This is a genomic window from Pseudomonas salicis, assembly GCF_057128705.1.
Genome location: NZ_JBSKHU010000003.1, coordinates 125,423 through 140,225, shown reverse-complemented (window position 1 = coordinate 140,225; position 14,803 = coordinate 125,423). Strand labels below are relative to the sequence as shown.

The 14,803-nt window shown below is 59.1% G+C and carries 12 protein-coding genes; 9 read left to right on the top strand and 3 right to left on the bottom strand.

Features of this window, described 5'->3' with window-relative positions:
- Positions 1 to 40: 40 nt before the first annotated feature.
- Entirely contained in the window at positions 41 to 2,446 is a 2,406-nt protein-coding gene (gene ftsK / locus ACWKWE_RS11315; protein ID WP_166594822.1) for a DNA translocase FtsK, read from the bottom strand.
- A gap of 450 nt (positions 2,447 to 2,896) precedes the next feature.
- Between ftsK and aat the strand changes: the two genes are divergently transcribed.
- The 3 genes from aat (at position 2,897) to infA (ending at position 4,661) form a co-directional block, all read left to right on the top strand.
- A complete protein-coding gene (gene aat, locus ACWKWE_RS11310) occupies positions 2,897 to 3,586 on the top strand; it encodes a leucyl/phenylalanyl-tRNA--protein transferase (protein WP_483850554.1) in 690 nt (229 codons plus the stop codon).
- A gap of 47 nt (positions 3,587 to 3,633) precedes the next feature.
- A complete protein-coding gene (locus ACWKWE_RS11305; protein WP_166594820.1) occupies positions 3,634 to 4,341 on the top strand; it encodes an arginyltransferase in 708 nt (235 codons plus the stop codon).
- 101 nt (positions 4,342 to 4,442) lie between these two features.
- The gene (infA, locus tag ACWKWE_RS11300) at positions 4,443 to 4,661 is read left to right on the top strand and encodes a translation initiation factor IF-1 (protein ID WP_002553999.1); all 219 of its coding nucleotides are present in this window, start codon (positions 4,443 to 4,445) and stop codon (positions 4,659 to 4,661) included.
- A 109-nt stretch (positions 4,662 to 4,770) separates the two neighbouring features.
- On the opposite strand, the gene clpA is transcribed toward infA, so the two are convergent.
- Positions 4,771 to 7,041 (bottom strand): ATP-dependent Clp protease ATP-binding subunit ClpA, encoded by a 2,271-nt coding sequence (gene clpA, locus ACWKWE_RS11295; RefSeq protein WP_166594819.1) that lies wholly within the window; start codon positions 7,039 to 7,041, stop codon positions 4,771 to 4,773.
- 29 nt (positions 7,042 to 7,070) lie between these two features.
- Positions 7,071 to 7,433, bottom strand: a complete 363-nt coding sequence (gene clpS, locus ACWKWE_RS11290; RefSeq protein ID WP_166594818.1) for an ATP-dependent Clp protease adapter ClpS — start codon at positions 7,431 to 7,433, stop codon at positions 7,071 to 7,073.
- Between the two features lie 222 nt (positions 7,434 to 7,655).
- Here clpS and cspD point away from each other — a divergent pair, with 222 nt between their 5' ends.
- The 6 genes from cspD (at position 7,656) to purB (ending at position 14,803) form a co-directional block, all read left to right on the top strand.
- Entirely contained in the window at positions 7,656 to 7,919 is a 264-nt protein-coding gene (gene cspD, locus ACWKWE_RS11285) for a cold shock domain-containing protein CspD (RefSeq protein WP_483850553.1), read from the top strand.
- Positions 7,920 to 8,550: 631 nt separating this feature from the next.
- A complete protein-coding gene (locus ACWKWE_RS11280) occupies positions 8,551 to 10,776 on the top strand; it encodes an NADP-dependent isocitrate dehydrogenase (RefSeq protein ID WP_483850552.1) in 2,226 nt (741 codons plus the stop codon).
- A gap of 261 nt (positions 10,777 to 11,037) precedes the next feature.
- Positions 11,038 to 11,478: an NUDIX hydrolase gene (locus ACWKWE_RS11275; protein WP_483850551.1), complete on the top strand. Its 441-nt coding sequence runs from the start codon at positions 11,038 to 11,040 to the stop codon at positions 11,476 to 11,478.
- A gap of 71 nt (positions 11,479 to 11,549) precedes the next feature.
- The gene (gene mnmA / locus ACWKWE_RS11270) at positions 11,550 to 12,680 is read left to right on the top strand and encodes a tRNA 2-thiouridine(34) synthase MnmA (RefSeq protein WP_166594814.1); all 1,131 of its coding nucleotides are present in this window, start codon (positions 11,550 to 11,552) and stop codon (positions 12,678 to 12,680) included.
- Positions 12,680 to 13,300, top strand: a complete 621-nt coding sequence (gene hflD, locus ACWKWE_RS11265) for a high frequency lysogenization protein HflD (protein WP_483850550.1) — start codon at positions 12,680 to 12,682, stop codon at positions 13,298 to 13,300. The genes mnmA and hflD overlap by 1 nt, the downstream gene beginning before the upstream one ends.
- A gap of 132 nt (positions 13,301 to 13,432) precedes the next feature.
- Complete coding sequence (gene purB, locus ACWKWE_RS11260) at positions 13,433 to 14,803, top strand: adenylosuccinate lyase (protein ID WP_166594812.1); 1,371 nt, start codon at positions 13,433 to 13,435, stop codon at positions 14,801 to 14,803.

Here is a 14,803-nt window from a genome sequence, read left to right as displayed (position 1 = left end):
GCCATGAGGCGCCATCCGATCACATGTCATGGGCGAAGTGTCAATCACGCGCGGGGCTGGGTGCAATCACTTCCCGCGAGCCATTGGTGTTCATGGCGGTCACGACACCGGCCATTTCCATGGCTTCGATCATCCGCGCGGCGCGGTTGTAACCAATCTTGAGCTTGCGCTGCACGGCGGAGATCGACGCACGACGGCTTTCCAGCACGAAGTTGACCGCCTCGTCGTACAGCGCATCGGTTTCGGCGTCGTCACCGTCGCCTCCGCCGCTGCTGCCCTCGAAGCCGCTGCCCGCCTCTTCGACGCCATTGAGGATATCGTCGTTGTACTGCGGCGTGCCGCGCAGCTTCCAGGCTTCGACGACGCGGTGAACCTCGTCATCGGACACAAAGGCGCCGTGCACCCGGATCGGCAGGCTGGTGCCCGGCGGCATGTACAGCATGTCACCGTGGCCGAGCAGCTGTTCGGCGCCGCCCTGATCAATGATGGTCCGGGAATCGATCTTGCTCGACACCTGGAACGCCATACGGGTCGGAATGTTCGCTTTGATCAGACCGGTGATCACGTCAACCGACGGACGCTGGGTCGCGAGGATCAGGTGGATGCCTGCGGCACGGGCCTTCTGCGCGATACGGGCGATCAGTTCTTCGACCTTCTTGCCGACGATCATCATCATGTCGGCGAATTCGTCGACCACCACGACAATCGTCGGCAGCTTGGTGAGCAGCGGCGCTTCGTCGTGAATGCTTTCGCGGTGATACAACGGGTCTGAAATCGGCGTCCCGGCGTCTTCCGCTTCCTTGATCTTGTGGTTGAAGCCCGACAGGTTACGGACGCCCATCTTGGCCATCAGCTTGTAGCGACGCTCCATCTCGGCCACCGACCAGCGCAGGGCATTGGCGGCGTCCTTCATGTCGGTCACCACCGGGCACAGCAGGTGCGGGATGCCTTCATAGATGGACAGCTCAAGCATTTTCGGGTCGATCATGATCAGCTTGGCGTCTTCCGGGCCGGACTTGAACAGGATCGACAGAATCATCGCGTTCACCCCCACCGACTTACCGGAACCGGTCGTACCGGCTACCAGCAAGTGCGGCATCTTGGCGAGGTCAGTGATGATCGGCTTGCCGCCGATGTCATGCCCCAACGCCAGCGTGACCGGCGATTTGAAATTGTCGTATTCGGGGGTCGACAACACTTCGGAGAAGCGCACGATCTGCCGGTCTTCGTTGGGAATCTCGATACCGACCGTCGTCTTGCCCGGAATCACCTCGACCACGCGGACGCTGGTCACGGCCAGAGAACGCGCCAGGTCTTTCGCGAGGTTGGAGATGCGGCTGACCTTGACCCCTGCCGCCGGTTGTATTTCGTAGCGGGTAATGACCGGACCGGGATGGATCGAATCCACGGTGACTTCGACGCCGAATTCCTTGAGCTTGATTTCCAGCAGGTGCCCAACGGCGGCCAGTGACTCAGGCGAATAGTTGAGCTGCTTCTTTTCTGCCGGGTCGAGAATCGAGATAGGCGGCAGGGTGCCTTCCACGGCGCTGTCGACGAACAACGGCGCCTGTTTCTCTTTCAATACACGCTTGCTCGGCTCCGGCGGCTTGGCCGGCGCCGGGGCGATGACCGCAGGGATGTGTTTCTCGCGAGCCACCATGTGCTCGCTCAGGGCCTGTTCGCGCTCGATCAGGCGCTCCTTGGCCTTGGCCTGTTCACGACGATCCGGCACCACGGGCGCCACCACTTCGTCGACACGCATGTCGACTTCCCGCAGTTGAGCGACCATTTGCTTGCGCTCGGTGCGCTCGGACCACCAACGGTTGATCGCGCCCTGAAACAGCTCGAACAGGTCCAGCGTGATCTTGCCCGTGGTGTCCATCACCTTGAACCACGACAAGTCGGTGAACACGGTCAGACCGAACAGGAACAGCGCGATGAACAGCAAGGTGCTGCCCTGTACGTTAAGCGCACGCTTGGCCAGATCGCCCAGCACCTCGCCCAGCACACCACCCGCGGAACCCGGCAGGCCCGATGCGGAGTGGAAATGGATATGCGCCAACGCGGCGCCGGCCAGTATCAGGAACACCAGGCCAATCATGCGCCAGGAAAACAGCCAGCCGCTCCATTGCCACGGGTCGTGCCGCTGCCGAAACACCTGGTACGCCTTGACCCCGAGCAAAATCGGGAAGATGTAGGCGAAATAGCCCAACACCATGAACAGAATATCGGCGGAGAACGCGCCCGCACGGCCTGCGGCATTCTGCACCTGGACGGAACTGCTGGTATGGCTCCAGCCCGGATCGGCCTGATCGTAGGTCAACAAGGCCATCATCAGGTACAGGCACAAGAAGCCGAATGCGATCAGCGCACCTTCCTTGAGTCGGTAGTGCAAATGCTGCCGCCAGAGCGGAACGGGACTGGGTGCTGCGGTGGATTTCTTCAAAACGCTTCAATTCCTGCGCGCTAGCGCGAACATCTGGTGGTTGACTATAAACGACTGAATTGACGAAATAGCACTGACCGATTCCTGTCGTATCTGAAACGCGGTCGTCGTTGAACGCACGCTCGACAGGTGACTTGAAATGAGGTTAAACAACATCGGGCATTGTACGGATTTGCACGCTGCACGCCACGATAGTCTGGCGCGGACCTTGCCGATCTTCAAGCGCCGATGCCAACGGGCGATTTGAGCATGCATTTTCTTTGCTGACAAAGGGTTATGACGTGTTTTTCTCGCGCTACGGAACTGTCGAATGGCCATGATCCACATGAAGGGTGAAAATCTGCACCGCCCGTCACAATGCGGTGCCGGTCAAGGCCCTGTGACCGCATTCCTGGCGTGTAGTTGCACGGGCCCGCGCACTCCCCTCCCCTCTCGCCAAAGCGGAACGCTATGCTGACCTGGTTACAACGCGACACCTTTGATTTTCCACCGCTGGAAAAAGCCATGCGTGAACCCAACGGGTTGCTCGCAGGCGGTGGGGATCTGTCTGCCGATCGACTGATTCAGGCCTACCGGCATGGCTGTTTTCCGTGGTACCAGCAGGGCCAGCCGATCCTCTGGTGGTCGCCCGATCCGCGCACCGTCTTGTTTCCCGACGAGCTGCACGTCTCCCGAAGCCTGGCAAAAGTGCTGCGACAAGGACGTTATCAGGTGACATTCGATCAGGACTTTGAGGCCGTCATCCGCGCCTGCGCGGGGCCACGGGCCTACACCCACGAAACCTGGATCACCGGTTCCATGCAAGCGGCTTACGTCGAGCTGCATGCTCGCGGCTTCGCTCACAGCGTTGAAGTGCGTGAAAACGGTGAGCTGGTCGGCGGTTTGTACGGCCTGGCGATGGGTCAGCTGTTTTTCGGCGAGTCGATGTTCAGCCGCGCCGACAATGCCTCCAAGGTCGGTTTCGCCACCCTGGTTGAACATCTCAAGGCATGGGGTTTCGTGCTGATCGATTGTCAAATGCCGACACAACACCTGCAAAGCTTCGGCGCCCGGCCAATCCCACGACGAACCTTCGCCGACTACCTGAACAAACACCTCGATCTGACGCATTCCGCCGACTGGCTACCTAGGCGAGTTTGAGTCGGCTGGCATACACTCTTAACTAAAGTTTTTTCCGAGGGTTGATCATGACCGAGCTGGCGCGGCTTAAGTTTTATGCCACTCAACCCCACTCCTGCAGCTACCTGCCCGAAGAACAAGCCACAACGCTGTTCCTCGATCCCAGCCAGCCGATGGACGTGCAGGTCTATGCCGACCTTTCCGACATGGGCTTTCGCCGCAGTGGCGACCATCTCTATCGACCGCACTGCCAGAATTGCAGCGCGTGCGTGCCTGCGCGCATTCCTGTCGGGCTGTTCGTGCCCGATCGTCAGCAAAAGCGCATCCTCAAGCGCAACGCAGACATCGAAGTTATCAGTACAAAGCCGCATTTCAGTGAAGAGTATTTCGACCTTTACCAGCGCTACATCGAGCAGCGCCACGCGGACGGCGACATGTACCCGCCCAGCCGCGATCAGTTTTCGACCTTCCTGGTGCGCGACCTGCCTTTCTCCCGGTTTTACGAATTCCGTCTGGAAGGTCGGCTGCTCGCCGTGGCCGTCACCGACTTGCTGCCGAATGGCCTGTCTGCCGTTTACACGTTCTACGAACCTTCCGAGGAGCGCCGAAGCCTGGGACGCTTCGCCATTCTCTGGCAAATCGCCGAAGCGGCGCGTCTGCAGCTGCATGCGGTGTACCTCGGTTATTGGATCAAGAACTGCAAAAAGATGAATTACAAGACGCAATATCGCCCTATCGAGCTGCTGACCAATCAAAGATGGGTCACTCTTTACTGAATCCCTTGGCTTGCCCCTCACTTTTCGGGCACAATGCAGCCCGCTTTTGCCTGGCTGCCGTTTGCACCGGGCCATTCATTGGATACCGAGGGCTTTACTGCATGTCGAAAGAAGACAGCTTCGAAATGGAAGGCACTGTCGTCGACACCCTGCCCAACACCATGTTCCGTGTGGAGTTGGAAAATGGGCACGTCGTAACCGCGCACATCTCCGGCAAGATGCGCAAGAACTACATTCGTATTCTGACCGGCGACAAGGTCCGCGTTGAACTGACGCCGTATGACCTGAGCAAAGGGCGCATCACCTACCGCGCCCGCTAACAGGTCCACACAAAAACGCCCGGCTTATGACCGGGCGTTTTTGTTGGTGCGACTCAAGACAGCAAAAAGGCGCCAATCGGCGCCTTTTTGCTGTGCAGCGGTTGAAACGTCAGGCCATTTCCGCCGTGGTTTCGTAATCGAACGTGATCTCACCATCCTTGAAGTCGATGTGAACCACACCGCCATGCTCGGACAACTCGCCGAAGAGGATTTCCTCGGCCAGTGGACGCTTGATCTTGTCCTGAATCAGACGTGCCATTGGGCGAGCGCCCATTGCCGCGTCGTAGCCACCTTCGGCCAAGTAACTTCTGGCAGCGTCGGTGACTTCCAGCAGAACCCGCTTGTCTTCCAGCTGCGCCTGAAGTTCGGTGAGGAACTTGTCCACCACGCTTTTGATGACCTCATGGCTGAGGCGACCAAATTGGATGATGGTGTCCAAACGGTTGCGGAATTCCGGCGTGAAGCTCTTCTTGATGACTTCCATCGCATCAGACGAGTGATCCTGATGGGTGAAGCCAATCGAAGCACGCGCCGCGGTTTCAGCACCGGCGTTGGTGGTCATGATCACGATCACGTTGCGGAAGTCCGCTTTGCGACCGTTGTTGTCAGTCAGCGTACCGTGGTCCATCACCTGCAGCAGCAGGTTGAAGACTTCCGGGTGCGCCTTCTCGATTTCATCGAGCAACAAGACACAGTGGGGCTGCTTGGTGATGGCTTCGGTCAGCAAACCGCCCTGATCGAACCCGACATACCCCGGAGGCGCACCGATCAGACGCGAAACGGTATGGCGCTCCATGTACTCGGACATGTCGAAACGAACCAGCTCGATCCCCAACGCCTTGGCCAGCTGACGCGCCGCCTCGGTTTTACCCACACCGGTCGGGCCTGCGAACAGGAACGAACCGACAGGCTTGTCAGGCGACTTGAGACCGGCACGGGACAGCTTGATCGCCGTGGACAGCGAATCAATGGCTGCATCCTGACCGAAGACGGTCAGTTTCAGATCGCGTTCGAGGTTACGCAGCAGTTCCTTGTCGGAACTGTTGACGTGCTTGGGCGGAATCCGCGCGATTTTTGCGACGATGTCTTCCACCTGCGGCACTTCGATGCGCTTGACCCGAGACTCGACCGGCTGCAGACGCTGATAGGCACCCGCCTCGTCGATGACGTCAATCGCCTTGTCGGGCATGTGACGGTCATTGATGTAGCGCGACGCCAGTTCAGCAGCGGCGCGCAGGGCTTCATCGCTGTATTCGATGTTGTGGTGTTGCTCGAAACGACCTTTCAGACCACGCAAAATACCGATGGTGTCTTCGACCGAAGGCTCGGAGACGTCGACTTTCTGGAAGCGACGTGCCAAAGCGCGGTCTTTTTCGAAGATGCCGCGGAATTCCTGGAACGTGGTCGAACCGATGCAACGGATATCACCCGAAGACAGCAGCGGCTTGAGCAGGTTGGAGGCGTCCATCACGCCGCCCGACGCAGCACCGGCACCAATGATAGTGTGGATTTCATCGATGAACAGGATGGCATGCGGGCGTTTTTTCAGCTCACCGAGCAGCGCCTTGAAGCGCTTCTCGAAATCGCCACGGTATTTGGTACCGGCCAGGAGAGCGCCGAGATCAAGGGAGTAGACGACGCTGTTGGCCAGCAGGTCCGGCACCTGATTGTCAACGATACGCTTGGCCAGGCCTTCGGCGATGGCCGTCTTGCCGACACCGGCCTCACCGACCAGCAACGGGTTGTTCTTGCGACGGCGCGCGAGAATCTGAGCAACACGCTCGACTTCCAGCTCACGGCCGACAAGGGGATCGATGCGGCCTTGACGGGCCAATTCATTCAGATTGCTGGCATAGGCATCCAGAGGATTGCCCGAAGAAGAAGACTCACCGCCCTCATCATCCTGCATATCTTGCTCACCTTCAGAGTGATCGCCATGCCCAGGCACTTTGGAAATACCATGAGCGATATAGTTGACGACATCGATACGGGCAACGCTCTGCTGTTTCAGCAGAAATACCGCCTGACTTTCCTGCTCGCTGAAAATCGCCACCAGCACGTTGGCGCCAGTGACTTCACGCTTGCCGGAACTCTGCACATGGAAAACCGCACGTTGAAGCACACGCTGGAAGCCCAAAGTCGGTTGCGTCTCGCGATCCTCATCATGAACGGGGATCAACGGCGTCGTGGAGTCGATGAACTCCTGAAGGTCGTGTTTGAGTTTGTCGAGGTTCGCGCCGCAGGCACGGAGAACAGTGGCGGCAGCCTCATTGTCCAATAGGGCCAACAGAAGGTGCTCGACGGTCATGAATTCATGACGTTTGGAGCGGGCCTCCTTGAAAGCCAAATTGAGGGTGACTTCGAGCTCACGGTTTAACATAGCTTCACCTCTTACCCAAGTGTCCGGCGTTAACCGTCCTTCTCGATCTCACAGAGTAGCGGATGCTGGCTTTCCCTGGCGTATTGGTTGACCTGCATTGCCTTGGTCTCGGCGATGTCGCGGGTAAACAATCCACATACTGCCCGTCCCTCTGTATGGACGGCCAGCATGACCTTGGTCGCCAGCTCACGATTCAGATTGAAGAACACCTCCAGCACTTCAACAACGAAATCCATGGGGGTGTAGTCATCGTTGAACAAAACCACCTTGTACATCGGTGGCACCTGCAATGTCGGCTTGGCTTCCTGCACCGCGATGCCCGCCGCTTCGTCCTCATGGGACTGCGGGTCATCCTGATTGAATGTTAGTCGAATCTTGCTCATTGCATGCATGGTAAAGGACGTTCGTAGGGGACGAAATTAAATAGATTGGTCATGATCATGCACATTATCGATTGGACCGTCACATGACCTTGACTATCGGCTAATCGGTGTTACAAACAATAGAACCCACATTGGGTAAAAAGGGTCCGCGCAGTCAACCAAAATTTTTTAGGTCCGGCGGATGAGAGGTGATGATACTCCCATCGGAGTCCTTTGCAGAGGGATGTGACTATGCTAAGCGGTAAGGTCAAGTGGTTTAACAACGCCAAGGGGTATGGCTTCATCGTTGAAGACGGCAAGTCCGAGGACCTGTTCGCCCACTACTCGGCGATCAAAATGGACGGCTACAAGACGCTCAAGGCCGGTCAGCCGGTCAACTTTGAGATCATCCAGGGCCCCAAAGGTCTGCACGCGGTAGAGATCAGCGCCGCAGCGACCAAAGATCCCGTTCACGCTCCTACCACGCAACACGAACACAGCAAAGATCACGCCTGAGCCGGACCGTTCAAGCGCGAGACTCTAAAACCGGCCAGCCCTTCATTGGGCTGACCGGTTTTTTTATGCGCCGTCACCGTGGTTTTCTATCTATAGAGGCAACGCAGGCCTGCAAAGACAGCAAACTGGCCCTGACCCGCTACCGCTCTTGAGCTTGTGTGCGGGATCGCTGATACCCTCCCCCGGCATCCAATGCTCCTTTAGTCGAAAACCGGCTTGCGATTCACGAAGCCTTCACTACGCTTCAACGACTGCGACAGTCTGCCGCAGACCCCGTGAGACGCGGGCTTCAAGGTTTTGCGGAATTTCTGCGGTGGCAACCGGGAGGCTGGACCGATCAACGCGAGCGTCAAGCGTTCACACTACTATCGTATTAATGGCCGGGACCGGTGGTATACTCGCCGCCGGTGACCATAGGGTCATTGGGGGCCGAGCCATCTGAAACGCGACTTTCAGCCCTCCGAGGCCGAACGCTCAACCCGCATTCGGCCGCTTGACGCTCGATTGATGAACCCCATATCACGCGACGAAATTCTCGACTTTCGGCTCATCGTTTCCTTGGGCGAAAGTGCCTACCCTGCGCATCTCGAAATTTTGTGTACGCTCAGCAAAGAAGAGAGTTATCCCGAAAATGTCCAACCGCTCGAAGATCATCTATACCTTCACCGACGAAGCTCCTGCCCTCGCCACCTACTCACTGCTGCCGATCATCGAAGCGTTCACCGCTTCCGCTGACATCGCCGTCGAGACTCGCGACATCTCCCTTGCAGCCCGTATCCTTGCCAGCTTCCCTGAGCAGCTGGGCGACAAGAAGGTTTCCGACGATCTGGCAGAGCTGGGTGAACTGGCGACCACGCCGGAAGCCAACATCATCAAGCTGCCGAACATCAGCGCCTCGGTTCCACAACTGAAGGCCGCGATCAAGGAACTGCAAGCCAAGGGCTACAACGTCCCGAACTACCCGGACGAAGTTGTCACCGAAGCCGACAAAGTCGCTCAGGCCGGTTACGACAAGGTAAAAGGCAGCGCCGTGAACCCGGTTCTGCGTGAAGGTAACTCCGATCGCCGCGCACCGCTCTCGGTCAAGAACTACGCGCGCAAGCACCCGCACAAGATGGGCGCCTGGGCTGCAGACTCCAAGTCCCACGTTGCCCACATGGACAGCGGCGACTTCTACGGCAGCGAGAAATCCGCGCTGATCGAAAACGCCGGCTCCGTGAAGATCGAACTGATCGGCAAGGACGGCAAGAACACCGTTCTGAAAGAAAAGACACCGGTCCTGGCCGCTGAAATCATCGACTGCGCCGTCATGAGCAAAAAAGCCCTGCGCGCATTCGTGGCCAAGGAAATCGAAGACGCCAAGAAGCTGGGCGTGCTGTTCTCCGTTCACTTGAAAGCCACCATGATGAAGGTCTCCGACCCGATCATGTTCGGCGAGTTCGTGGCCGAGTACTACCAGGACGCGCTGAAGAAGCACGCTGAAGTCCTGAAAGAAATCGGTTTCAACCTGCACAACGGCATCGGCGACCTGTACGCCCGCATCAAGGATCTGCCCGCTGACCAGCAGGCGCAGATCGAAGCGGACGTCAAAGCCGTGTACGCGACCCGCCCTCCTCTGGCAATGGTCAACTCCGACAAAGGCATCACCAACCTGCACGTGCCGAGCGACGTCATCGTCGACGCTTCGATGCCTGCGATGATTCGTGATTCCGGCAAGATGTGGAACAACGACGGCGTCCTGCAGGACACCAAGGCCGTGATCCCGGATCGTTGCTACGCCACCATCTATCAGGCTGTCATCGAAGACTGCAAAAAACACGGCGCCTTCGATCCGACCACCATGGGCAGCGTACCGAACGTTGGCCTGATGGCTCAGAAAGCCGAAGAATACGGCTCTCACAACAAGACCTTCCAGATCGAAGCTGACGGCGTGGTTCGCGTCACCGACGACAAAGGTCAGGTGTTGATGGAGCAGAACGTTGAAGCGGGCGACATCTTCCGCATGTGTCAGACCAAAGACGCGCCGATCCAGGACTGGGTCAAACTGGCCGTCAACCGTTCGCGCCTGAGCAACACCCCGGCCATTTTCTGGCTGGACCCACAGCGCGCCCACGACGCCGTGATGATCAAGAAGGTCGAGAAGTACCTGAAAGACCACGACACCACTGGCCTGGACATCACCATCAAGTCGCCAGTCGACGCGATGAAGGTTTCCCTGGAGCGCATCCGCGCTGGCAAGGACACCATCTCGGTCACCGGTAACGTGCTGCGTGACTACCTGACCGACCTTTTCCCGATCATGGAACTGGGCACCAGTGCCAAGATGCTGTCGATCGTACCGCTGATGAATGGCGGCGGTCTGTTCGAAACCGGCGCTGGCGGTTCGGCACCGAAGCACGTTCAACAGCTGAACGAAGAGAACTTCCTGCGTTGGGACTCGCTGGGCGAATTCCTGGCACTGGCGGCTTCCCTGGAGCATCTGGGCAACGTCTACAACAACCCGAAAGCGCTGGTACTTGCCACTGCCCTGGACAAGGCCACCGGCCAGTTCCTGGACAACAACAAGTCGCCATCGCGCAAGGTTGGCGGTATCGACAACCGCGGTAGCCACTTCTACCTGGCGACCTACTGGGCTCAGGCCCTGGCCGCTCAGACCGAAGATAAAGAGCTGCAAGCCAAGTTCACCCAGCTGGCTAAAACCCTGACCGACAACGAAGCGACCATCGTCGCCGAGCTGAACGGCGTACAGGGCAAGCCTCTGGACATCGGCGGCTACTACTTCGCCACGCCGGAACTGGCCAGCAAAGCCATGCGTCCAAGCAAGACCTTGAACGACGCGATCAACGCGCTGAAGTAAGGCTTGCCGGATCGGCGGCTTATGCCGTCGAACGCAACATGAAAACCCCGGCCTTGTGCCGGGGTTTTCTTTTTCTGATCGGTTTTGAAACCCTGCGCTGGTCGAGGCCGTCAACCGGATCACCCTGTGGGAGCGAATTCATTCGCGAAGTGGTGTGTCAGACGATAACGATGCCTGGTGTGCCGACGCCATCGCGAATGAATTCGCTCCCACAGAGACCAGCGTCGCTCGTCCCCTCCCACATAAATAAGAGCCCTTTACATGACCTGGCAACCCCACATCACTGTCGCCACCATCGTCGAAGACAACGGTCGCTTCCTGTTCGTCGAAGAACTGAAAAACGACACGCTGGTCCTCAATCAGCCTGCCGGGCATCTGGAACCGGACGAAACCCTGCGCGAAGCTGCGATCCGCGAAACCCTGGAAGAAACCGGCTGGGAGGTCGAGCTGACCGGCGTGGTCGGCATTTATCTGTACACCGCGCCCAGCAACGGCGTGACCTACCAGCGCGTGTGCTTCGCCGCCAAACCGATCAAGCATCATCCGGGGCGCGAGCTGGACACCGGCATCGTCGGCGCCCCTTGGCTGACCCGCGACGAGCTGGCCCATCAGCCCGACCGCTGGCGCAGTCATCTGGTGCTGGACTGCCTCGACGACTACCTCGCTGGCCCCCTACACAGCCTCGATGTTGTGCGCAATTGAATAGCTTTTAGCCTTGGCGCCGACTCCCTGCTAGAATCGCGTCCTTTTCCAAGCTACCCATCGAAACCCCTATGTCTGATTCAGCCTTTTCCAATACAGAAAAGAAGCGCGTCATTGTCGGCATGTCCGGCGGCGTGGATTCTTCGGTCTCCGCCCTTCTGCTCATGGAGCAGGGGTATCAGGTGGAAGGCCTGTTCATGAAGAACTGGGAAGAAGACGACGGAACGGAATACTGCACCGCCATGGACGACCTCGCGGACGCCCAGGCCGTGTGCGACCGAATCGGTATCAAGCTGCACACAGTGAACTTCGCCGCCGAGTACTGGGATAACGTCTTCGAGCACTTCCTTGAAGAGTACAAGGCCGGTCGCACGCCGAACCCGGACATCCTGTGCAACCGCGAGATCAAGTTCAAAGCGTTTCTCGATTACGCCTTCATGCTCGGCGCCGACCTGATCGCCACCGGACACTACGTGCGGCGTCGCGACATCGATGGCCGCACCGAGCTGCTCAAGGGCCTGGACCCCAACAAGGACCAGAGCTACTTCTTGCACGCCGTCGCGGGCGAACAGATCGCGAAGACCCTGTTCCCCGTTGGCGAACTGGAAAAGCCGGAAGTCCGTGCCATCGCCGAGAAGTACGAACTGGCCACCGCCAAGAAAAAGGATTCCACCGGCATCTGCTTCATCGGCGAGCGCCGCTTCACTGACTTCCTGAAGCAGTACCTGCCCGCTCAACCGGGCGAGATCAAGACCACCGAAGGCGACGTCATCGGGCGCCACGCTGGCCTGATGTACCACACCATCGGTCAGCGTCAGGGCCTGGGCATCGGCGGCCTGAAAGACGCGGGCGACGAGCCGTGGTATGTGCTGGAAAAGGACCTGGTGAACAACGAATTGATCGTCGGCCAGGGCAACGAGCACCCATGGCTGTTCTCGCGCGCCCTGCTCGCTTCGGAAATCTACTGGGTCAACCCGATCGACCTCAGCACACCACGCCAGTTAACCGCCAAGGTCCGTTACCGCCAGGGCGATCAACACTGCACCCTGGAACGCACCGCCACCGGCTACCGCGCCACGTTCGACGAGCCGCAACGCGCCGTGACGCCGGGGCAGTCCGTGGTCTTCTACGACGGCGAAATCTGTCTCGGCGGTGGCGTCATTGAAATCGCCGAACCCTGGCACAGCAAGGACCCTCGTTGATGAGTCCGATTCAAGAGCAACTCACCGCATTGGGCGGCGTGTTTCAGGCCGCCGTGCTGGTGGACCGCATCGCCAAGACCGGTCAGGCCAGCGAAACCGCCGTGGGCTGCCTGCTGGGCGGCCTGCTGGTGATGGACCCCAAGGACACACTGGAAGTGTTCGGCGGTGACGACCTGAACCTGCGCGAAGGTTATCGCGCCCTCGCCAGCGCTCTTGAACGCGACCCGGGCACATTGCAACGGGAGCCATTACGTTACGCACTGGCCATGCTCGGCCTGGAACGTCAGTTATCCAAGCGCGACGACATGCTGGAAACCATCGGCAAACGCCTGCCTCAGATCCAGTCGCAAGTGGAGCATTTCGGCATCGTTCACGAGAACGTGATCGCCGCCAGCGGCGCGCTGTATCAGGACACCCTGAGCACCCTGCGTCAGCGGATTCAGGTCCACGGCGACATGCGCAACCTGCAACAACCCAACAACGCCTCGAAAATCCGCGCCCTGCTGCTGGCCGGGATTCGCTGCGCACGGCTTTGGCGACAAGTGGGCGGTCACCGCTGGCAACTGGTCATCAGCCGTCGCAAGTTATTGAAAGAACTGTATCCGCTGATGCACGGCTGATCGCCGCGCACCTGGAAACAGCCCGTTACGCACACACGGCGCGATCCATCTCGGTCAGTCGGCCTCGGCTGACCCGAATTTTCATGTATGATACGCGCCCCATTTCGTTGCCCGACTGTCCGAGAGCACCCCATGCAGCTTTCTTCGCTCACTGCGGTTTCCCCTGTAGACGGCCGCTACGCCGGCAAAACCCAGGCCCTGCGCCCTATATTCAGCGAATACGGCCTGATCCGTTTCCGCGCCCTCGTCGAGGTTCGCTGGCTCCAGCGCCTGGCGGCACACCCGCAAATCCCTGAAGTCCCGGCGTTTTCCGCCGAAGCCAATGCCATCCTCGATGCGCTGGCCGATGACTTCGCCCTCGAACACGCCGAGCGCGTGAAAGAAATCGAGCGCACCACCAACCACGACGTCAAGGCGATCGAATACCTGCTTAAAGAGCAGGCGGCCAAATTGCCGGAGCTGGCCAAGGTCAGCGAATTCATTCACTTCGCCTGCACCAGCGAGGACATCAACAACCTGTCCCACGCGCTGATGCTGCGCGAAGGCCGTGACACCGTGCTGCTGCCGCTGATGCGTCAGATCGCCGAGTCGATCCGCGAGCTGGCGATCCGTTTCGCCGCCGTGCCGATGCTGTCGCGCACCCACGGCCAGCCTGCCTCGCCGACCACCCTCGGCAAAGAGCTGGCGAACGTCGTCTACCGCCTGGAGCGTCAGATCGCTCAAGTCGCCGCCGTTCCGCTGCTGGGCAAGATCAACGGCGCCGTCGGCAACTACAACGCGCACCTGTCCGCCTACCCGGACATCGACTGGGAAGCCAACGCGCGCGCCTTTATCGAAGGCGAGCTGGGTCTGGGTTTCAACCCGTACACCACGCAGATCGAACCGCACGACTACATCGCCGAGCTGTTCGACGCCATCGCGCGCTACAACACCATTCTGATCGACTTCGACCGCGACATCTGGGGCTACATCTCCCTCGGTTACTTCAAGCAGAAGACCGTCGCAGGCGAAATCGGCTCGTCGACCATGCCGCACAAGGTCAACCCGATCGACTTCGAAAACTCCGAAGGCAACCTGGGCATCGCCAACGCGCTGTTCCAGCACCTGGCGAGCAAGCTGCCGATTTCCCGCTGGCAGCGCGACCTGACCGACTCCACCGTCCTGCGCAACCTCGGTGTGGGCTTCGCTCACAGCGTGATTGCCTACGAAGCCAGTCTCAAGGGCATCGGCAAGCTGGAGCTGAACGAGCAGAAGATCGCCGCTGATCTGGACGCGTGCTGGGAAGTCCTGGCCGAGCCGATCCAGACGGTGATGCGTCGCTACGACATCGAGAACCCGTACGAAAAACTGAAAGAGCTGACACGCGGAAAGGGCATCAGCCCAGAGGCGTTGCAGACTTTCATCGACGGCCTGGACATGCCTGCCGAAGCCAAGGCCGAGCTGAAAAAGCTCACCCCGGCCAACTACATTGGCAACGCCGTGGCACAAGCCAAGCGTATCTGA

Excerpts from the sequence above, each read along its gene's own strand:
- ACWKWE_RS11280 (WP_483850552.1), top strand. The coding sequence starts at position 8,551 with ATGTCCAACCGCTCGAAGATCATCTATACCTTCACCGACGAAGCTCCT.
- aat (WP_483850554.1), top strand. The coding sequence starts at position 2,897 with ATGCTGACCTGGTTACAACGCGACACCTTTGATTTTCCACCGCTGGAA.
- ACWKWE_RS11275 (WP_483850551.1), top strand. The coding sequence starts at position 11,038 with ATGACCTGGCAACCCCACATCACTGTCGCCACCATCGTCGAAGACAAC.
- clpS (WP_166594818.1), bottom strand. The coding sequence starts at position 7,433 with ATGCATGCAATGAGCAAGATTCGACTAACATTCAATCAGGATGACCCG.
- infA (WP_002553999.1), top strand. The coding sequence starts at position 4,443 with ATGTCGAAAGAAGACAGCTTCGAAATGGAAGGCACTGTCGTCGACACC.
- hflD (WP_483850550.1), top strand. The coding sequence starts at position 12,680 with ATGAGTCCGATTCAAGAGCAACTCACCGCATTGGGCGGCGTGTTTCAG.
- cspD (WP_483850553.1), top strand. The coding sequence starts at position 7,656 with ATGCTAAGCGGTAAGGTCAAGTGGTTTAACAACGCCAAGGGGTATGGC.
- ACWKWE_RS11305 (WP_166594820.1), top strand. The coding sequence starts at position 3,634 with ATGACCGAGCTGGCGCGGCTTAAGTTTTATGCCACTCAACCCCACTCC.
- mnmA (WP_166594814.1), top strand. The coding sequence starts at position 11,550 with ATGTCTGATTCAGCCTTTTCCAATACAGAAAAGAAGCGCGTCATTGTC.
- clpA (WP_166594819.1), bottom strand. The coding sequence starts at position 7,041 with ATGTTAAACCGTGAGCTCGAAGTCACCCTCAATTTGGCTTTCAAGGAG.
- purB (WP_166594812.1), top strand. The coding sequence starts at position 13,433 with ATGCAGCTTTCTTCGCTCACTGCGGTTTCCCCTGTAGACGGCCGCTAC.